Raw genomic sequence first — 18334 nt, 5'->3', positions numbered from 1 at the left:
ATCTCAAGTATATATTTTATTTTTATTCTTTATTTGTTGTTAAATCAATGAAATTCTTAATTTATTAAGAAAAGAGCCCTTTAAATAAGCGCTCTTGTTCTTTAATTGGATTGAAAATAAAGACCTTTTTTATTTAACTTCTCAATAACTTCGGATTTTAATGGTATATCTCCAACAATTGCAAACTTAACATTATAGTTGCCTTTTAGCATGTCTTGTAGAGATAGTTTACTTACTTTATTTCTCTTAGCGCTTGAATCCAAATTTGCTGGAAGCCGTTTAAAAACCAAGCTTCTTTTATATTCTTTAAACTCATTAATTGAGCACCCATTTACTTTTATAAAGTGCTCAATTAATTGTTGCATTTTCTCTTTACTGGAATAAATTTGTGTGAAACCAAAGTGGTGAAAAGCATGGCAATTCGCACAAATGAGTTTTAACCCAGTTAATTTAACGACAATATTTTCAAAATCATATTCCTCTTGCTCATGTATGTGTATCTTATTAGTTTCATTTTGTTCAGGAATAAACCTGCAAATACTACACTGAGGAGTTTCCTCTTTCAATAATCTGTCCCTTATCTTGTACCACAGAGATTGGCCTATTGCTTTTCTGACTGTTTTTCCATGGAACATGCTTGGTTTAGCATCAATTTTCAATTTAAAATGAGCAAACTCATCCACTTTTAGTTCACATCCTTATAATCCATTCTTTCTTTTTCATAGAGCCAGAAATACTGCTTAACAACATTGTTGTGTTCCCCGTCCTCTTTGTAGGGATAGTTTGAACCAATCTGTAATTCAGGAAAAACTTCTCTAAGTGTTGAATACATTATTTCTGGATTCACAATTTTTGTGATTGATTCATATTGTTCTTTTTCAAAATTCCCCTTACGCATTGTCCCATCAGAAGAAAAAACTGTGTTGCAGAAATAATCTAATAAAGAAATACAAAAAGAAGGATTTTCCTTAGCTGTATTGCTAATTAAGTCTTTAATTTCATTATGCTTATATTCCAAACAAAGAGCTAATAATTTCCTTAAGTTTTCACCGTATAAGAGCATGTCTTCTTTTAATTGTCTTAGTTCAAGAATTGCTTTATTTGATAGTTCATGTCCAATTAAATCAATTTCACCTGTATTAAATCCTTTTAAATTTGGATATTTTTCTGTATCTCTAGGCAAATAAGAAAAACACTGGCATACAAAACCTAAATCACTTTGAGTTTCCAACAAATCTATTGTAAAAGGTATCCTGTCCTCAATACATATTTCCTGGATACAGTTTCCTATTACAATGGAAACAAATGAATAAGGATTATCGAACCCATAAAGCGATTGCACATTTGGTAAAGATGGGCCGATTTTCATTAGAATTGCAGCTATTTTTTTTAAATCCTCTGATGTACAATTTAAGATGGATGCATTAATTTTCTGTAAAGCTGATAACGCATTCTTTTTATTTATCATACCTGTAAGATGTTTAACCGATTCTTCTATACTTCTATCAGGGATTTTATTGAGGAATTTATTAATAAGTTCATCTGATACATCATTACTTGGAATCGAATAAGAAAAATACCGTTGAAAGTATTTTTTAGAACAAACTCTTTTGTTTTCTGTCCATACAGTTATCCACTCTGATCCATAAGTAGAGTTATTATATATTGCATTTAATTGAGGAAATAAAAAAAGCAAAAGGTTTTTTATGTCCCCAATCTCTTTATCTGAGTATCCTTTAAACAATTCATCAAGGATTTGTTTGTTTCTTTCCTTTAAATGTTCATGTCTAACATTATCAACAAAAATGTGAGGTTGATTTTTTATACAATCATAAATGTAAGGATAAAAAATCCTTAGTCCTTCTATAAGCATTAAATCTACAGTATTTACTTCATTTCTTAGAATAGGAAGGGAGAACATTAATATGTTTGTATATAATTTAGATTTTCTAGGAGTATTGATTTTATCTGTGAAATAATAAAAGTTCTTCATAAATATTTGGGCTTCTTCAGCTTCTAGGTTAATATCAGAGATAGCTAAAGCTTCATTAATTCCATCAACACAATATTGAAGTAAATCTTGAGAACTTATTGCAGGTAAATTTAAAGGAACTTGTATAATTTTTTCAAGAAATGCCTCACCTGCTTCTTTATTACCTGATCCGTACCTTTCTTGCAGAGACGAAGCAACGATCTCCTTATCAAAAGCTAACACATAAGCTGTATATTTAAAATCAGCAGTTAATTTTATTAATCGAAATAAGGCGTGTATTTCCCTTTTTTCTAATCTGTCTATATCATCTATTAATACAACAACTCGCTTTTTCTCCTCTTCCAAAATATTTTCAACTCTACTTCTAAGATCATCAATGTCTGCAGTTGTTAGGAAAGATGATATTCCTTCAGCAATCCCTTCTTTATTAATAATTTTTGCAACTGGCTTAACATATTTACCAAAAACATCCCCAATCTTCTCGACGCCTGTCTTGAGTGACCTGTCTATTGCAGTAGCTAGAACATCAAAAAAACCTAATAACATCTGTTCTTCTTCTCCAAATCTCCATGGATTAAACTTTATTGTTACTATATTTTGAGACTTGTTTAATTCTTTCTCCATAAAATTAAGGACAGATGTTTTTCCTTCGCCCCATACTCCATAAATGCCTATTACTATGCTACTTGGGTCTGTTCTTTTTGAAATAACGTGTGATACTCTTTCAGCGAAAGGAAATCTGTTAAATTTATCGAATTCTTTACTCTCTATTGGTGAATCTGAAGAATATTGTTGAACCAATTGGTATTCCTCCTATTTTAGTTACTTTAATTAAAAGGATTCATTTATTAAAAGTAAAAGAGGGAAACTTCTCTTTTACCTAAACTTACAAATTGAATCTAAATTTATATGTTTCTTAATATGAGGAATTGAGTCAAACAAGCCTCTATATCCACTTTGACTTGGGTTTTTGAAATTATTAGCAAGCTTAATAAATTCGTCTTTATTGTACACTTCAAATAAACATTTTACTCTTTCGAAATGTCTAAACGATTCCATTTTTTGAAGTATCTCAATTTTACCATTCGCATAAATGTAAGAAAAAGGAAACCATTCGCGTATATATTCATTTTCATCTTTTTTAAAACATGAAATGTAATATAACAGGATGTCTGTATCTGCAAAGTCGGTTTGGGTATAATTTTTAGGTAGCCTTCTGATCATCTTTTTAGAACTATAGTTTACATAATTTGCATCTGCTTTTTTAACCTGAATATCATTTAAAGCTTGTATATAATGATTAAACACTTCAAAGCCAACACTCTCTTTTCCATTACTGACGAAATCTCTATATATAAAAAACCTTGAATATAAGAATTCAGACAATAATTGAAAATTTGAACCTCTGAGTAAAACCATTACTGTACTTACAAAAATTTCAGTAATTAAAAATTTATAGTGATCAAACTGAATTTCATAAAACCCCCCCTGAACTGAATTTCTAATTTTTATCATTTCATTATGAAGACCTTCAAAAAATTCAATCAAAAAGTTAACTGATAAAATTTCGTTGGAAGACAAAAGTTCAATTAATTCAATAAAATCATTTTTTAAACTTTCCATGTTATCTATTCTATCTTCAATTTCTTGCGCTAAATCATTAACATTTTCGCCTTTTTTCTCCACTCGAAATTCTTCTAAAGCAGTAATAAATTCTCTCTTGAATTCGGAGACTTTAGCATTTATTTGTTGAAGCTTACCTTTTTTTAAGTCATTTTCAATTTGTTTTAAAGTGAAATTAAATTTAAAATCATTAATTTGTTCATCTTCAAATATATATGCTGGCGGTGCCCCTTTTTTTGGTTTCCTGTTTAATGGTCTTTCATAAATTACTCTTAACAATTGCTCATAATTTTCAATGTAAAGTTCTTCACTTGAAAGGTCTATATATTTTCTACCATCCATATATGTAGGTATAAAATCATTTCCGTTTTCATCACGTTCTGCAATAATCGGTATGAATTTTTCTTGTGTAGCTTCACTATACACTTTAGGTGTGATTATCTGAGTTTCCGTTCCTACACCTCCAGCTCTTGAATCTGCTTTATTCTTGTATCCTTGATCACAAATTACTAAAACTTTGTCAATCGAACTATCATTAACCATTGATTCCATAAATGCAAAAACATCTTGTCCTTCTTTTAAATCCCATTGGTCAAGAACAACATCAACACCATCTTCCATTAATCTTGTAGCTATATCTTCTCGTACCCAATCCACCAGAGAATCATTAGTCCAACTATAGGATATAAATACTTTCACGTCTTTTTTCATTTTTTGCTCCTTCAACATTTTCTAAAGAATTTAAGTTCTAATCTCTATTATAAAAAAAAGATTCTTTTATCTAAAAAGCCTTGAATACTGAATTAAAGAAAAACAACAAAATAATGATGGCTAGTATAATAACAATCTCAAAAGTATGCGAACTCGCACCTTCTTTATCATGTTCTGTCTTATCCCTCATTTTCTCCCTATATTTCCTTTGTATTTCTTCTTTTTTCTTATCCATCTTACTCGACCCCTTTCAAAATAAAGTAAAGTCAAGCAATTCCGAATTATTTTTATTCCTTTCTTTTAACTCTTAATTTAATCCATTCTTCATCATCAGAATATGGTTTTTTGGTTGTTCTATACCATCCGTTAAAATGAGCAACTAATTGAATCATTATACTCTCGGCCTGACCTTTTGAGTCCATTCCTAATTGCGTAAAACCATTTTTACTACTTAGCGGATCTCCATCCCCTGGCTTATCAAACTGTATAAGAGCTATGTAATATCTCCTTAGCCTGTGCCAAAAGGTTATAGAGCCACCAAAGTGATCACGATAGTGATTAACATTAAGCTTTGGTTTATAGCCCTTTGACTTTAAATATTCGGCAATTTCTTTAGCGCCAAATTCCTGACCTATTTGACCTCTTTCTTTAAGCACATTCTAAACCTCACTATAATTAAAATGATTATTTTATTACTATTATACTACAATTTTCCATGGTCACACTAAACAAAAAGCAGTCTATTCAGATCTGCTTTTTATTGTTTTCCTTCTTTTAAATTTTTGTTTAGTTTGAACCCAATTAAGATATTGACAATAGCTGCTGGAAGATATAAAACTCCTGCACCTATTATTCCTAATGCAGTACTTGAGCTCACTATAAATGTCTGCATTTCTGTGTTTCTGGACTTCAAGCAAAGTAATACTAGGAGCCCAGCTAAAACCCCCATAAGCCTTGCAATACCTGGAATAAAGAAATCTGTTAGGGCTCCAAATAATTGCCCTATAATTGATAGCACAATCCCTAAAAAGCTGGACAATAAAACTAAATTTTTAATGGCATTTCACCCCTTTTCAAAGCCGCTTCCATTCAACACACTCAAACCGCTTCTGATACAAGTCTTCAAGTATAGCAGCCCATTCAATCCAACCTTCTGCAACAATGCTTTTCATTTCTCCATCCTCAATCCACTCTATCCAATACACTTGAACACTCCTAACGCTTTACGACTTGAATTTCTCTTACCTCACATTGGACATTACACTTTGTTTTAAGCTCACTTGCCACTTCAATGACCTCATACATTGTTTGCAATTTAGAAGCTCCATGGAGGTCGCTAGATGTCAAATAACCATCCTCATCTAATTTAAATGATTTGAAGTATTCCTTGTTTTCAAACTGCAGTACATAAAAATAATCAAGCAAAGGCATAAATCAACCTCTTTTAAATAATTTTGTAATCCTCATTGCTAATGGCAGTAAACCAATTAACATGAAAAAAGCAATAACGTTAAGCTTATTTTTGAAAAACAGGCTGGTCAAATTTCAAATTTCTTTCCATGCATCTGCTGTTTCTTTATCCATGAGTTCTTTAAACTCTTCATCATAGATCTGATCAACAAAAATAAACTTAATGCCAGTCAACAATCCAGCTCCTAGCCAGATAATTAAAAAATAAGCCAAACCAATCATTCGTTCCCTCCCTATATCGAACGAAATTTGCTATTCTTGAGTATGTTGAATAAATTATGTGGGTGATCTTGTGGAAGAGAAGTTTGAAACAAACGGGTATGACACTTCAATCGTTTATGATTACAAAGAATATCCTGATGTAAAATACGGCCGCTGCGACAATTGTGATTACACTTTGTTCAAAAGCTCAGTAAAAAGTGGAATATTCTTGCGTGAGTGCCGGCGCTGTGGAATGAAAAAGAGCATTTAGATTAATGCTCTTTTTTAAAATTTGTCTAAAACTTTCTTTTATCTTAAATGTGTTTTTACAGTATAATTTACAATGTCATTGGTTTTATAGACATTAGTTTCATTAAGGTCGAAGATTATGGTTTCATTATGTTTAATAAAAGACTCTAAATCTTGCTGTAGACGACTGGGTACTATATTATAGTTAAATGAATAAATTCCAGTTCGTTCCCCTTTAATTAATCCATCATAGTCAAATATTTTTTTAGTTCCATCGCTAAACTCGAAAAACACTTCAATATTATCCTTTGTATTCACTTCCAAATGCCTCCTTGTTTTTCACAACTCTAATTTAGCATCCATTGATAATTTGTTTTCCATTAATACGAAGGACTTGGTCATTTCTGATATTATTATTGCTTCTTTTTTATTAATACTAGGAGCACTGGTGCTTCCATGACCAGCTAGGGGTTCTAAATTTCTTTTTTTATAAATATCATGGATATAATCTAAAATTTCATTTGGCAATCTTGATTCTTTTCTGTATAAATCAAAAAAAGAACCAAGACTTTGATCTCCTATTGTGTCCCTATCAATAATGTCTTTTGCCAATGTTTCTAAAATTGTCGCTGAAGTATGTAACACTCCAGAATAATCCTGTTTATCAAACAATAAATTCATTCGGTCTATCAACAACCTAATATTTGGGTGCTCCTCAATATCATTGAACTGTGCTTCTTCTGTTAACGAAAATGTAGTTAGTTGAAATCCATCCTCAGTTTCTTCAATATAAAAAGAAGCTGAACTTTCATTGAATAGTTTTGAAACAACATCTAAAGACAGTATTCCTTGTTCCAACAAATCAATAATTATTTCAATAAATTGAATAGTGTTTGGTATTCTTAGAATCAACTCCAACTCACCAAAATGCCATCCATATTCAATTTCAAGAAGACCATCATCATACTGTGGGTCTAGAACATAGTTCTTTCTCCCAATTACACTATTGGCTATATTTATTATTCTATTTAAATGGACGATTCTCACTTTTTTCTCATCATCTAAACATTGACTTCTTATGTACCGTGTGAACTTTAACCTAGTTTCAGGTGAAATGATCTCGTATTTTAGGATCTCTTTCTCATTTTTAGTTAGACCCAAAAACATTTCCTCTCTCCTATCTTTAAAAGAATGATTTTAACTTAATTACTTTAATCATTTAAGTATTCTTTTTCCGTTTCAGATCTTATTCCGCCCCACTCAAATGACCACAGTGTAAATGTTTTGTCGTTTGTTAATTTAACGAAAATCGGGTAGGAATCAACTGGTTCTATTCTTGCCTTTTGTCCCAACACCTCTGAGTAAACTCCTTCAAAATCTTGTTTACTTGACCAGGAAGGCTTTTTAATGTATGCATATTCCACCACATCACCTAAAATATCTTTCATTTCTTTAGTTAGAATAATTGTGTCATTGATTAGTTGCATATTGCACCCCTATCTAGTTAAAAGTACGATTTTATTAGGAAACTTCATTTTCATATGATAATTGATATGTTGCAATTTCAGAAACTACAATGTCTCCAGAGAAATTGCCATCAACATATTCTTGTTGCAAGTAAATTTCTTCCTCATTTTTGAAGAGATTCTCTGCATCTTGTATATCAGATACGGCTTCTGATCCCATCTGATCTTCGACCGTAAAGACTAAGCATTTTTTCAGTTCAGTCCCATCCTTAAGAGTTAAGTTTGCTAGTACATATCCATCAGGCTTAAGTTTTTCTATTTCTGATAATCGGTTCTCGATAGCCTCCTGGAGGACTAATGAAACAGTTCTGTTATTACTTTCGCTTAATGCTATCTCTAGTTCACCAATTTCCTCTTTTAGTACTTTAATTTCTTCTCTCATTTTGTTTTTCTCTCCTATCCATTTTTATCTGAACTTCACTTTATGTAGACCTAGAAAAATTGTAATTCTTTCCTATGATTATAACTTTAGTATATCATTTTCATCCTTTGTGATCGATATGATTATGGTTTTTCTGGAATATCAATAATTCATGCAGCTCGATGTTTAGGTATGTACAGACTTTATCCAATAGCTCTCTTGGATAACGCTCCATTTCGTCATTATATAGCTTTCTGACAGTCGGATACTCGTGATCGATATCCCTGGAAAGTTTCCGGATACTGATCTTTCTTTGGTCTAATATGGGCTTTAAATTAGATTTAATCATTGTTATCACCTCAATTTTGATCACTTAAAATGATCATTGAATTTATAGTAATGGCTAAGGCTTTAAATCTGCTTTGACTCTAAAGAAGCTTAATATGGATAATCTCGGGCTCTTCCTGGTCAATCCCATATTTGCCTTTGATTTTCTCGTCCCCACAACCAGGATTCTTTTCGACTCATAACGAGCTTCACTAGCTGCGCTCAATGTTTTTCGTAATAATAGGATTTGACCCAATGATAATTTCTGCCCTTATTTTCACACCATTCAATAAATCCCTTTGATTGTTCTTCTGTAAACAACACCCAGTCATTCAACAGATCTTGATAATAGTTAAGTGCTTCGGTATTGTTATTTTTTGTTTGTTGACATTCTACCTTGTTGTTTAACTGCAGCGACTTAATAATAAGTGCTGTATCTTCTTTAATATCACCAAGGTACAAATCTTCGGATATATGATGAAATGAATACCAAAGTGCGTTCAAATTTATATCGATTAGCGTTAGTAAGGATAATTGTTCATTGCTGCCACCAAGTCTAAGCGCATTGTCTAAGTAATCGACACGTTTTTCAGTATTTAAAAACACGCCATACCACCTATATGGACTTGGATCTTCCGGATTACTCTTCATCCATCCCTCAAGTAAAGGCTTTAAAAGTTCCTCTTCCAAAGGATGAACGAGTACATGGTGAATATCATCTGATGCTTCAAATAAAGCAAATAGCCAACAAGCAAACTTCTGTTGGGCATTATTATCCCACGTCTTTGCTTCATCAATAAAAGAAGATAATGCTTTAAAGGATTCCTTACGTAACCCTTTTTCTTTGAGGGAGCAGAACTTTTGAAATAATGGATATTCATCCAATCTGTCACTTTTCAAGATTTTAGTTAAGATATTTACCATTGCTCACATCTCTCTTCGTTTAGAATAAAGTCCATGTTTTATCAGAACTTAATGTCCTTTGTTCCTTTCCCTCTTCCGTCCATTGCTGATGCTAGCCACTTCATATTTTCTTCACTATAGTTTTCAATAATAAAAGCTCCATGGCAATCTTCATGAGAAAAGGTCATATTATGCCGCTTGCACACAGCTTCAACTTCTTTTAAGAAAAATAGGATTTCCATGGGTGTTTCAGTACATTCTTCATTCTCTATATTCCAAGTTTTTGTTTCATTGCCTAACCATTGCTCAAGGTTAACCTCTTTTTTAGATGACACTTTGATCTCTCCATTCTGTGTGAAATTGTTGTTTTATTCACCTTCTACCTTGTCCCATTTCTCTTTGCAACTACTACAAATATAATAATCCTCGGTACCATCGTTCTCTACATAAAACTCTACTCCCTTTTTCATGTGAGAATTGATATTCATTCCACAAGTAGTGCAATGTTCTATAAAAAATAAAGGCTCAACGTTATACATTATTTACTCCCCTTTTAGAAAGATATATTGTTATTTAACATTACTAATTAGACATGATCAATAATCAATAAAGAATATTTCTTTATCCAAATATTATTTCTGCTTTTTATTAATATCCTCATCAAGTTCATACAGGTCAATACCTATTCCACGTTTAACCATAATGCATGCATGGTATTTCCGCCTATTGATGACCCAATCATGATCTGTTTTATTGCTCTCAACGATAGGCAACTGCCAGACTATATTATTATTTGTCATCTTCACGTCACCTTTTTAACCCATGTTATATATTGAACTGATTTCACCGATTAAATTTTCCTCATGGTCATAAACTTTTCTTGTTTCGATACAGACAACAACATCACCCATAGGACTAGAGAAAACAATCCTATCACCGTCATTAAACATAAATTCTAACCCATCCAATTTAAAGACTGTTTCAAGGTATTGTTTTACTGTACTCTCATTCGACTCTTCTCCTTTCTGTTTATGATTTACTCTTTTCACACAGTAAACCCTCGTTATGCAATTTTTCTAATAGCTCTACTTTTGATTTTGTACCCATAACCATTAGAGCTAATACAGCGTTATTAGACGTGTTCACATTAGAACCTGTATTCATATGCGTTTCAATTTGTTGTTTGTCGTATATTAGATATTCACCGACGCAATATTTTTCCATCCACTCAGGCATTTTCCAAGTCATTTTAATCTCTCCATTCTGTTTAAATTGTTATTTTATTCGTATTTCTTTAAGGTAATAAAGCTACACTTTCCCCTGTTTGAATAAAGTAAGCATGTTGTAAAAATGTTACAGTGTGGTCATATTTACCTTCCATGTATTCTTTTGCTTCCTTCTTCCTCCATGCGAAATACGATTCACGATCATTCACATAAACTTTTCCACTTTTAACTTCTTCAATACAAGCTATGGCATTATCAGCAAACCATTTTCTTGTTTTTTGAATTGATTCTTCTGTTAGTTGTACCCCATTAAATTTTGTCATACTATCACTACCATTCTGTTTAAAATATGCATTTTATTTGAATTCAAGAATGTTATGATGTAAGCATGAGAAGCTTTGATGTATCAATGATGTAATATGATCTGTTATTTAGCGTTTCACTGTATGATAGCTCGCCCTCAAAATCATTTATCACATCTTTTTCTTCTGTAGTCATATCTTGATACTTAACCTTCCCATATGATGGAGGAAGCCAGTTTTTCTTTTGGCTGCCAAAAACATTAAACTTCTTAAGTATTTCCTCATCTTTAAACTCGATGTGACATGTCCCTTTTTTATAGAAAGTTACATAGAAGTACTTTAACTCTATTTTTTTCGTCTCCCCATAATACTCAGCTAATTTTAAAGCTTCATCAATATTTATGTCTTCTGTCAATCCATTGTCAAGATAATTGAAAACTTTTTCGATATCTTTCAACTTTTCTAAGACCTTATAGTCTGTTGGATTAAACCGACCATCTAGCCAGCTATAAACGTTCAATGGGATAATCACTTTTTTGTTAATCTTGTACGATTTATTTGTTTTCCACCCATTATATAAGTGCACATTTTTTGATGATTCGTCATAGTAATGCTTGTGACTGAATTCTTCAAAAAGATTAAGTATTGTATCTTCTACACCTTGTGTCATCTCTTTGCTCATCTGGATTCTTAATGTATAGATATTGAATAAAGAAAAGTCATAGTCTTTTAATTCCTCAACATGCTGCAAATATTTTTGCTTCAGATTGCTTGTAAAGAACCCCATAAATTGATCATTATTAAATAACGTATTCCAATACTTCGCCCTAATTTGTTTTATATATGCATTCTCTATATCATTTTCTTCATTATTCTTATCAATTTGCAGCCTCAATATTGGAGTACTATTATCATTGAAACTATGTAGCATTAAGGGTTTTAAACTATTGTATTCATTGATTAGCTTTAAACCCGCTTTGATTTCATAATTGAATTGTTCTACAATCCCTTTTATAAAGTCTGCATTCACTAACTGTGTTGCTTTATAGTCGATATTAACTTTATGAGACTCATCTTTTTTTAAGTCTTCTATTAGGACACTGCTATATTCTTGTTTTTCAATGCTTATGTATATTAGAGCCGTTTCAACTTCTGTGCTTCGCTCTGAGTTCGAAAAAGCGTTTTGAATGTATTCAACTTCTGCATTTATTTCCTCTAGCTTACGAAACAAAAATTTCCTGTCATTTGAATACGGATTTTTTAATGTTTCGGCATTTAGTACGCAAACAATTTGACCAGGTCTTTGTTGCTTCTCTATTAATTCAATCGCCTTTAATAAGTGTTTAACACCGCTGCTAAAAGGTGGATTCATAAAAATCAAATCGTACTTCTTGTAAGTGTTAAAGGTCAAAAAATCGTCTGCTATCACTCTGTAATCTTTGCCTTTAAGTATGTGCTGTAAGTTTTCATCTTGCTCAATTGTATCCACGTCATACTTTGAATTCCTTCTGTAGTTCTTAGTGTTTTTAAATTGAGTGTAAATGGCTTCTACTAAGTTTCCTTTACCTGCTGACGGCTCTAGAACAGAGTTAATGTACTTCCATTCTACTTTAGATGTCATTTTTCTAATTAATTGCGTTGGTGTTGGATAAAAATCTGGATTATCTTTAAACATTTTGATTTCCCCTTTTGTGAGGGAATGAGATGTTTACCCATCCCCTCTTTATAGACTAGGCTTATAAGTATTGATTAAAGGTCTGAAGCTTTTTTCGTTTAAGTAGTCTAAAACCTCATCAAATTGTCTTTTGTCACAAGAGTGGTACTTACTATGAACTATTTTGATTCCCTCTGGTCTAACCTCAACATTATTCAATACTGTGTCGGGCAGTGAGTGCCACCCTTTGAACATCAATAAATCTGAATAGAAGTGACGGTAATATAAATTTCTTTTATTTTCGGGTTTGTATGTCAACTTGATTGCATTATCATATTGAGCATATTTCAATGGCCGATAACTTTCATATGTTACTCTTTCGCTAATCAAAGACCCAAGATCAGATATGTAGAATAGAGTATATTTTTCACCTTTTTCAAGTTCAGCCTTTTTGAATTGCTCTTGAATACTGTCAACTTCCTGGAGAATTCTATATAAAGAAATTTTCAATTCTTCAATTTCTACTTGCTGGATAATATTTTTATTCAACTTGAAATTATTTAATCTTAGCTTTTCTTTCAACGCAGCTTTATATTTGTTCCAATCTTCCTTTTTCCAAGTCTCAAATATATTCAATTCTTCAATGACCGAAGTTGAAATGTCTTCTAACTTATCTGCTTGATCTTTTAACTCCTGCAATTCTCCTTCATTTAACGCTTGCTTATGAGAAATCGACTTTTCAATTTTTGCATTATCCACTAAACCGACATATCTTGCATAAGAGTAGCCTTGAGCATCTACAATAAATTGTAATTTGCCATTGTAGTACACACCTACACCGTACAAATTCCATTGAATCGTTCTCTTTTCTAGGTCGTCCATATTGTAATAGTCAATCATTGAATTGATTCTATTGTCTTCCGTAAAGCTCCCACCTGTTTCAGCTAAGAAATCAAATTCATTTAGTAGCATGTTAGAAAAGTTGTTTAGAGCTTCTTCGGTATTGAAATGCACTTCCTTTATTATTTTTACATTTTCAAGAGTAAAATCACCTTTAATAACCTCATCTTTATACTGATTAAGTGTGCAATTCTTATTTAAGTTTGCGAACTGTGAATCAATAACAAAATACTGTTGTTCTCCGTTCAATTGTTTTACTACAATGCTGCTATAGATATTTTCAATTTGCTTCTTTTCTTCTTGTTGTTGTCTCTTATATTCAGCATTTTTGATTTCTTGTTCTTTTAGATATTCTTGAAGTTCTTTTTCTTTTCTTGCTTTCTCGGCTTCTTCAAATTCTTCAAGCTTTGAATCAAACAATGTCATATCTTCTTTAATTTCTTTTGTCTGTTCTGTCTCTTTGTATTCCCAATCTAATGAAACATGACCATAGAAATTGTAACTGCCAGCATAATCAGTATATGGATCAGCTGAGCTGTAGCAATGGCGATAATTGTTTAAAAGACTGTTGCAATAATCATAGATTGCAGTCAAATAAACTGAACCTTTTTCATAAGGGCTTGACTTGATTGTAATGTTAATCGTGCTATGTAAATAACTTCCTCCTGTAGTAACAGAGAATTTGCATTGCGGGAAACGTTGTCTTACATGCTTTCTTATTTCCTTAGCCATTTCTTTAACTTCTTGTTCCTTATTAACTTCGAACTCATGCCAATGTGTTGCATCCCACAAATCAATATTTTCAACCTTAGATTTCTTTTTGATTTTAGTGATTGTTTTAGAAGATGTAATTTTTTGTTTTGTTACGCTATTAGCTACTTGCATAGACTTTTCTGTGCGTTTGTTCCACCAGCATTTTTTGAATCCAGAGTATCGAAAACCGTTTGATTTAAGATGAGTTAACACCTCTTGTTCTGGTTTGCTTTCAAAATAAAGCTCAATTCCGTTTAACTCTTCATTAATTCTTAAAACAACTGTCATTTTCAACCTCTCCATCCATCATAGTAATTTTATTTTTATTCTTATTTTATGTAATAATTTCTCATTCCCTTAACTTGCTTTAAGTATAACATGATCATTATAAAATATCAAAGGTTATTTTATTTTTATTCTAATAAATTTATATAAGTTTTCGTTCAGCTTGCTGAACAAAACCGGACGTAAAGCGCCGTTCTTTACGGACGTATGTACTTAAAATGTTCTCCCTTTTTTAAAATTTATTTTTATACCCTTTCCCTAAAGACTTAGGCTCTGAAACCCTTGATATGACTGACTTTTTTTCAAAGTTTAAGAGGTTTGTTCTATTAACCTATTTATTTAACCATTCTAAAAGTAGCTTCTTCATCCTTAAAGATGGAATGAATAATGTTATTTCTTTACCATCTCTTATACCTGATCTCCATATCCACTGTACTAATTCAGATAAAGCAAATAAATCCTGATCAATTGCAATATTATATTTATTCTTAAAGTAACTATAAAGGATTGTATTAACGTATCTGTTTATTGTATAAGCTAAATGTTTCTTATGTTTAAATTCATTTGTAGCACGTGCATTGCAGGAAACAAAACCTTTTGTATATCCATTACCTTTTATTTTATTCTTATGTTCTGAATAGGTCGTCCACATTGCTTCATCACTTGATGACTTAACAATGTTGTTAAAGTAATTGAATACATTGTTCTTTACCTTCTTGATTGTATAAGGTGACTTATCTTTGTACCAGGTTGATGATAATGAATAATCTAACTGGCCTACAGCATTCAAGTTACCTTCATAAATTTTAATCTTATTACGGATCATTTCCTTAACGTTGTTCTCAAAGTCTTTATTGTATTGAGTAAACCGGTATTCTCCATCTACATAGGATGAGACATATTTTTCATAAGCAATATTATTTACATCATAATAATACCTTTGTATCTGAGCATCAAACATGTAAGTTAATATGTAAACCTCTTTAAACAATTTGAATACCTCAGCTGGAAAGTTCCAAATCAATATACTGTCTTTAAAATACACAAGATTATTGTTCAATGCCATATCTCTAATGTCATTGTAACGTGTCTCATAATCCCTTTTATCTTCGTTCCATTTAACAAATCCATCTTCAACATAGATAAGATTAGAATCAAATAGTGTTGTAAGATCATGTGTCTTCACTTGTAGCTGCTCAACTACTTCCATAACCTCGTCTAATATTAAAGTGTAGTTACCTGAAAGGATCAGCTCTTTTGTTTCATCGTTTGCATTCTTAAATAAGTTATGTGTTGCAACAATGTTTTTATTCTGTGATAAGAGTTCATGAAGTGATTCAAATTTATATTGAGTCTTATCCCCTTTTGTTCTTACTTTAGGTTCATACATTTGTCTGTTGGTTACACTTTTCTTTATCCGCTCAACCTCATTAAGATAAGGTGTGACAAATATAAAGTTATCTTCTGCGTTAGAGTTGTTCATGTAGTTAATAGCTGCTGATGTCTTACCAGATCCCATTATGGAATCAACTACTTTAACTTTATTCATTTAGCATCTCCTTTTGATTTAATTAAAATAAAGGAACGATAAATGTTTACCGCTCCTTATTTACAGTTTGATATTTAACTGGTGTGTTCAAGGTTCATGTTGTTTAACTTTGCTTATCTCTTCTCTGTACTCTAAAAGGTCTGAATCAATTCTGTCAGTTGTTTTCTTGATGGTGTCTATATCTTTCTTGAGCATTTCCAATTCCTTAGTAAGCTGCCGAATAGCATCCAGGAATTTATTCTCCACTCATCTCACCTCAATAATTCAATTATATCATGAGGCCTATGTGATTAGCGTGACTTGTTACTCAGTTTAGCAAATACAAAAAAGATGATCCATAACAGTATGGCAATGATACATGTGACTACAAAAATTGTGTTGATTAGTGCCTTTCCTTCGCTGCTGAAGTAATCTTTGATGAGTTGAAACATTAAGAATAAGCCAATGAATGTAATATGGGTAAACCATAGTGAGAATCGTTTCATGTTTACAATGTGCTTGATCATGTTATAATATGGGTAGGAACTAAAGGAGAAGTTCATTCCCCTTTAGCTTAGCTCTCATCGGCGTATACGTTGGCGTTGTCTCTTTGGTCGGAGCCGCTTGCGTATACGCTTTTTCTTTTTGCTTGTCCCATTCTTTAGGTTTCTTATCTTCTCAACTATTGTTAGACTGTTGATTGTAAGAACCGTTAAAGATATGAGGAAAGCAACCATGATACCCACTTTCTCAAGCACTATGTACACCTCCTTTCCTATGACTCTATTATAACACAGTTTATCTTATAAGTCATTTTATTTTTACTCTAAATAATTATATTTTGTTGAAATAATTATATTTTGTTGGTGATTGTAATGATGCATTAATATTAGTCTGTATGGTGGTTTAGCCGTTAGGACAGCAATGATATGGGGATGGACATTGGATGGCTTAGATAGGTGTTATATTGATTGTGAGAGCGTGTGTGAAGAGTAATAACGAAGAGTATATGATTATATAAGATATGGTTTTGTATAGTGATGAGTATAAAATAAATATGTCTTCGATTCCCTCGGATTCGTTATAAATACGATTATCTTTAATGAACGGTTATTCATTTTTTATATTGCCGACCAATTTATTTTTTAAAATTTATTCTTGTGTTTGGCCTGGAATTATGTTAGATCTGTGTTGAATAAACAGGATTAAGTAATTCCCTACATAAGGTATATTATATAGGGTTTTCACTTCCAGTATACGGGGGTATATTTACATCTAATGGTAAAATAAGAGGAACAAATGTGCCCATAGCACTTCCATTTCCACACCCTATCCAAATTTACATTTTTCCAATTCCACATTAAATCGTCCTTTTTCACATCGTAATCGTTATCGTAAAAACCTATATTATCAATGTTTTTTCCTCTTCAAATTTCTACTTTTTCATTAATATCTCCTTAAAACAACTTCTTTCCCCTACTCCCACTTACGTTTTACGATCGTTTGTCCCCTATTCAAAAATTAAAGTGTCAATAATCCTTATGTTTACTGTCTTTTTCAGCCCTTTATAAATTATTACGATAAGCATGTTTTTCGAGTACAAATAACATTACGATATGCAAACCAAATCCAAAAAATAAAATAGGTGATCTTAATTTCGATCACCACCTTTTCTTGTGTCTATTCCCATTTTTCATCAACTGATATCCACTTATTTGCTCGTAAATCCAACGACTTATAATCATCATGAATAACAAAGTATGAAGGCAAGTTCATTATATGACCTTGAGCTGCTTTCCAACATTCATAAAACCACTCTGTGAATGCTTTATGTTCTTCCCTTTCTATTTCAATATCGTTGTTTTCATAAAACTCGTTAAATTCCTTTTTATTCTCCATAGATAGTTGAAAATATTTAATATCAGGTATAACTTGAGTGCTCCCTGAAAAGATTGTTTTGTCTTCTCCTTCATAAAACACTTCATTTGCCTCTTTATCCATTGAAAACATTCTTATTGATATCTCAAATCTTGTTGGATCAATAAAGGCCATGTAGTCCACTAAATCAATACCATTATAAAAATTGTAGTTGATTGTTTTTTTGATTTCCCTTGTTAATAAAGCTGAGTGTTGACCGAGATTTTGCTGAACTGTTTTGATATAGTCTTCCAGTGAGAACATTTAATTACCCCTTTTTCTTATTTGTTTGTTTAATAAAGTAGTAAACCATCCATCCAATTAAGATGACAGACAACCCCCAATACTTTTGCTCAGTTGGAAGCATGTAAGATACTAAAATAGATAAGACTAGTGACGGCAACA

Annotated in this window: 27 protein-coding genes and 1 pseudogene; 1 reads left to right on the top strand and 27 read right to left on the bottom strand. The window is 31.8% G+C overall.

The features are described from left to right. Positions 1 to 101 precede the first annotated feature (101 nt). The 9 genes and pseudogenes from LNN34_RS05055 to LNN34_RS05015 form a co-directional block, all read right to left on the bottom strand. The gene (locus tag LNN34_RS05055; RefSeq protein WP_099043110.1) at positions 102 to 683 is read right to left on the bottom strand and encodes a hypothetical protein; all 582 of its coding nucleotides are present in this window, start codon (positions 681 to 683) and stop codon (positions 102 to 104) included. Positions 684 to 685: 2 nt separating this feature from the next. Next, positions 686 to 2794 (bottom strand): KAP family P-loop NTPase fold protein, encoded by a 2109-nt coding sequence (locus LNN34_RS05050; RefSeq protein WP_229042875.1) that lies wholly within the window; start codon positions 2792 to 2794, stop codon positions 686 to 688. A 75-nt stretch (positions 2795 to 2869) separates the two neighbouring features. Continuing rightward, a complete protein-coding gene (locus tag LNN34_RS05045) occupies positions 2870 to 4327 on the bottom strand; it encodes a toll/interleukin-1 receptor domain-containing protein (RefSeq protein WP_229042874.1) in 1458 nt (485 codons plus the stop codon). Positions 4328 to 4397: 70 nt separating this feature from the next. Beyond that, the gene (locus LNN34_RS05040) at positions 4398 to 4562 is read right to left on the bottom strand and encodes a hypothetical protein (RefSeq protein ID WP_099043113.1); all 165 of its coding nucleotides are present in this window, start codon (positions 4560 to 4562) and stop codon (positions 4398 to 4400) included. Between the two features lie 52 nt (positions 4563 to 4614). Beyond that, positions 4615 to 4983, bottom strand: coding sequence for a hypothetical protein (locus LNN34_RS05035; RefSeq protein WP_229042873.1), 369 nt, complete (start codon positions 4981 to 4983; stop codon positions 4615 to 4617). A gap of 101 nt (positions 4984 to 5084) precedes the next feature. Next, a complete protein-coding gene (locus LNN34_RS05030; protein WP_229042872.1) occupies positions 5085 to 5345 on the bottom strand; it encodes a permease in 261 nt (86 codons plus the stop codon). A gap of 55 nt (positions 5346 to 5400) precedes the next feature. Next, entirely contained in the window at positions 5401 to 5532 is a 132-nt protein-coding gene (locus LNN34_RS05025) for a hypothetical protein (RefSeq protein ID WP_153912259.1), read from the bottom strand. A 10-nt stretch (positions 5533 to 5542) separates the two neighbouring features. Then, positions 5543 to 5758, bottom strand: coding sequence for a hypothetical protein (locus LNN34_RS05020; protein WP_069322698.1), 216 nt, complete (start codon positions 5756 to 5758; stop codon positions 5543 to 5545). 3 nt (positions 5759 to 5761) lie between these two features. Next, positions 5762 to 6019, bottom strand: a pseudogene (locus LNN34_RS05015) (hypothetical protein). Between the two features lie 70 nt (positions 6020 to 6089). Between LNN34_RS05015 and LNN34_RS05010 the strand changes: the two are divergent. Further along, positions 6090 to 6269, top strand: coding sequence for a hypothetical protein (locus LNN34_RS05010; protein ID WP_019712287.1), 180 nt, complete (start codon positions 6090 to 6092; stop codon positions 6267 to 6269). Between the two features lie 38 nt (positions 6270 to 6307). On the opposite strand, the gene LNN34_RS05005 is transcribed toward LNN34_RS05010, so the two are convergent. The 18 genes from LNN34_RS05005 to LNN34_RS04920 form a co-directional block, all read right to left on the bottom strand. Next, entirely contained in the window at positions 6308 to 6565 is a 258-nt protein-coding gene (locus LNN34_RS05005) for a hypothetical protein (protein ID WP_229042871.1), read from the bottom strand. A 21-nt stretch (positions 6566 to 6586) separates the two neighbouring features. After that, positions 6587 to 7414 (bottom strand): hypothetical protein, encoded by an 828-nt coding sequence (locus LNN34_RS05000; RefSeq protein ID WP_162105577.1) that lies wholly within the window; start codon positions 7412 to 7414, stop codon positions 6587 to 6589. Between the two features lie 44 nt (positions 7415 to 7458). Continuing rightward, on the bottom strand, positions 7459 to 7734 hold the full coding sequence (locus tag LNN34_RS04995) for a hypothetical protein (RefSeq protein WP_229042870.1): 276 nt from the start codon (positions 7732 to 7734) through the stop codon (positions 7459 to 7461). A 34-nt stretch (positions 7735 to 7768) separates the two neighbouring features. Next, entirely contained in the window at positions 7769 to 8155 is a 387-nt protein-coding gene (locus tag LNN34_RS04990) for a hypothetical protein (protein ID WP_229042869.1), read from the bottom strand. A gap of 100 nt (positions 8156 to 8255) precedes the next feature. After that, positions 8256 to 8483, bottom strand: a complete 228-nt coding sequence (locus tag LNN34_RS04985; protein ID WP_229042868.1) for a helix-turn-helix domain-containing protein — start codon at positions 8481 to 8483, stop codon at positions 8256 to 8258. 200 nt (positions 8484 to 8683) lie between these two features. Continuing rightward, positions 8684 to 9385, bottom strand: a complete 702-nt coding sequence (locus LNN34_RS04980; RefSeq protein WP_229042867.1) for a hypothetical protein — start codon at positions 9383 to 9385, stop codon at positions 8684 to 8686. Positions 9386 to 9426: 41 nt separating this feature from the next. Next, a complete protein-coding gene (locus LNN34_RS04975) occupies positions 9427 to 9699 on the bottom strand; it encodes a hypothetical protein (protein WP_229042866.1) in 273 nt (90 codons plus the stop codon). Positions 9700 to 9996: 297 nt separating this feature from the next. After that, a complete protein-coding gene (locus tag LNN34_RS04970; protein ID WP_229042865.1) occupies positions 9997 to 10164 on the bottom strand; it encodes a hypothetical protein in 168 nt (55 codons plus the stop codon). 15 nt (positions 10165 to 10179) lie between these two features. Further along, positions 10180 to 10413 carry a hypothetical protein gene (locus tag LNN34_RS04965; protein WP_229042864.1) on the bottom strand — a complete coding sequence of 78 codons (234 nt, stop codon included), beginning with the start codon at positions 10411 to 10413 and terminating at the stop codon, positions 10180 to 10182. Beyond that, positions 10394 to 10612, bottom strand: a complete 219-nt coding sequence (locus LNN34_RS04960) for a hypothetical protein (protein ID WP_229042863.1) — start codon at positions 10610 to 10612, stop codon at positions 10394 to 10396. Before LNN34_RS04960 ends, LNN34_RS04965 begins: the two co-directional genes overlap by 20 nt. Positions 10613 to 10658: 46 nt before the next feature. Then, positions 10659 to 10913, bottom strand: coding sequence for a hypothetical protein (locus tag LNN34_RS04955; RefSeq protein ID WP_229042862.1), 255 nt, complete (start codon positions 10911 to 10913; stop codon positions 10659 to 10661). 52 nt (positions 10914 to 10965) lie between these two features. Further along, a complete protein-coding gene (locus tag LNN34_RS04950; RefSeq protein WP_229042861.1) occupies positions 10966 to 12567 on the bottom strand; it encodes a class I SAM-dependent methyltransferase in 1602 nt (533 codons plus the stop codon). A 48-nt stretch (positions 12568 to 12615) separates the two neighbouring features. Continuing rightward, positions 12616 to 14487 (bottom strand): LPD29 domain-containing protein, encoded by a 1872-nt coding sequence (locus LNN34_RS04945; protein ID WP_229042860.1) that lies wholly within the window; start codon positions 14485 to 14487, stop codon positions 12616 to 12618. Between the two features lie 328 nt (positions 14488 to 14815). Further along, entirely contained in the window at positions 14816 to 16033 is a 1218-nt protein-coding gene (locus LNN34_RS04940; protein ID WP_229042859.1) for a hypothetical protein, read from the bottom strand. A gap of 87 nt (positions 16034 to 16120) precedes the next feature. Continuing rightward, positions 16121 to 16279, bottom strand: a complete 159-nt coding sequence (locus LNN34_RS04935) for a hypothetical protein (protein WP_229042858.1) — start codon at positions 16277 to 16279, stop codon at positions 16121 to 16123. Between the two features lie 44 nt (positions 16280 to 16323). Further along, complete coding sequence (locus LNN34_RS04930) at positions 16324 to 16575, bottom strand: hypothetical protein (protein WP_229042857.1); 252 nt, start codon at positions 16573 to 16575, stop codon at positions 16324 to 16326. A gap of 18 nt (positions 16576 to 16593) precedes the next feature. After that, positions 16594 to 16770 carry a type I TA system toxin YonT gene (gene yonT, locus LNN34_RS04925; RefSeq protein WP_202663971.1) on the bottom strand — a complete coding sequence of 59 codons (177 nt, stop codon included), beginning with the start codon at positions 16768 to 16770 and terminating at the stop codon, positions 16594 to 16596. Between the two features lie 922 nt (positions 16771 to 17692). Continuing rightward, positions 17693 to 18193 carry a hypothetical protein gene (locus LNN34_RS04920; protein ID WP_229042856.1) on the bottom strand — a complete coding sequence of 167 codons (501 nt, stop codon included), beginning with the start codon at positions 18191 to 18193 and terminating at the stop codon, positions 17693 to 17695. Between the last annotated feature and the right edge of the window lie 141 nt (positions 18194 to 18334).

The sequence above is a fragment of the Bacillus sp. AF23 genome (assembly GCF_020861455.1).
GTDB lineage: Bacteria > Bacillota > Bacilli > Bacillales > Bacillaceae > Bacillus > Bacillus halotolerans.
This window is presented reverse-complemented; position numbering and strand designations above follow the sequence as displayed.

Bases quoted from the DNA above. Each gene is read 5' to 3' on its own strand.
- LNN34_RS05045 (WP_229042874.1), bottom strand. From the start codon at position 4,327: ATGAAAAAAGACGTGAAAGTATTTATATCCTATAGTTGGACTAATGAT.
- LNN34_RS05040 (WP_099043113.1), bottom strand. From the start codon at position 4,562: ATGGATAAGAAAAAAGAAGAAATACAAAGGAAATATAGGGAGAAAATG.
- LNN34_RS05020 (WP_069322698.1), bottom strand. From the start codon at position 5,758: ATGCCTTTGCTTGATTATTTTTATGTACTGCAGTTTGAAAACAAGGAA.
- LNN34_RS05000 (WP_162105577.1), bottom strand. From the start codon at position 7,414: ATGTTTTTGGGTCTAACTAAAAATGAGAAAGAGATCCTAAAATACGAG.
- LNN34_RS04995 (WP_229042870.1), bottom strand. From the start codon at position 7,734: ATGCAACTAATCAATGACACAATTATTCTAACTAAAGAAATGAAAGAT.
- LNN34_RS04990 (WP_229042869.1), bottom strand. From the start codon at position 8,155: ATGAGAGAAGAAATTAAAGTACTAAAAGAGGAAATTGGTGAACTAGAG.
- LNN34_RS04985 (WP_229042868.1), bottom strand. From the start codon at position 8,483: ATGATTAAATCTAATTTAAAGCCCATATTAGACCAAAGAAAGATCAGT.
- LNN34_RS04980 (WP_229042867.1), bottom strand. From the start codon at position 9,385: ATGGTAAATATCTTAACTAAAATCTTGAAAAGTGACAGATTGGATGAA.
- LNN34_RS04970 (WP_229042865.1), bottom strand. From the start codon at position 10,164: ATGACAAATAATAATATAGTCTGGCAGTTGCCTATCGTTGAGAGCAAT.
- LNN34_RS04960 (WP_229042863.1), bottom strand. From the start codon at position 10,612: ATGACTTGGAAAATGCCTGAGTGGATGGAAAAATATTGCGTCGGTGAA.
- LNN34_RS04955 (WP_229042862.1), bottom strand. From the start codon at position 10,913: ATGACAAAATTTAATGGGGTACAACTAACAGAAGAATCAATTCAAAAA.
- LNN34_RS04950 (WP_229042861.1), bottom strand. From the start codon at position 12,567: ATGTTTAAAGATAATCCAGATTTTTATCCAACACCAACGCAATTAATT.
- LNN34_RS04945 (WP_229042860.1), bottom strand. From the start codon at position 14,487: ATGACAGTTGTTTTAAGAATTAATGAAGAGTTAAACGGAATTGAGCTT.
- LNN34_RS04940 (WP_229042859.1), bottom strand. From the start codon at position 16,033: ATGAATAAAGTTAAAGTAGTTGATTCCATAATGGGATCTGGTAAGACA.
- LNN34_RS04930 (WP_229042857.1), bottom strand. From the start codon at position 16,575: ATGAACTTCTCCTTTAGTTCCTACCCATATTATAACATGATCAAGCAC.
- LNN34_RS04920 (WP_229042856.1), bottom strand. From the start codon at position 18,193: ATGTTCTCACTGGAAGACTATATCAAAACAGTTCAGCAAAATCTCGGT.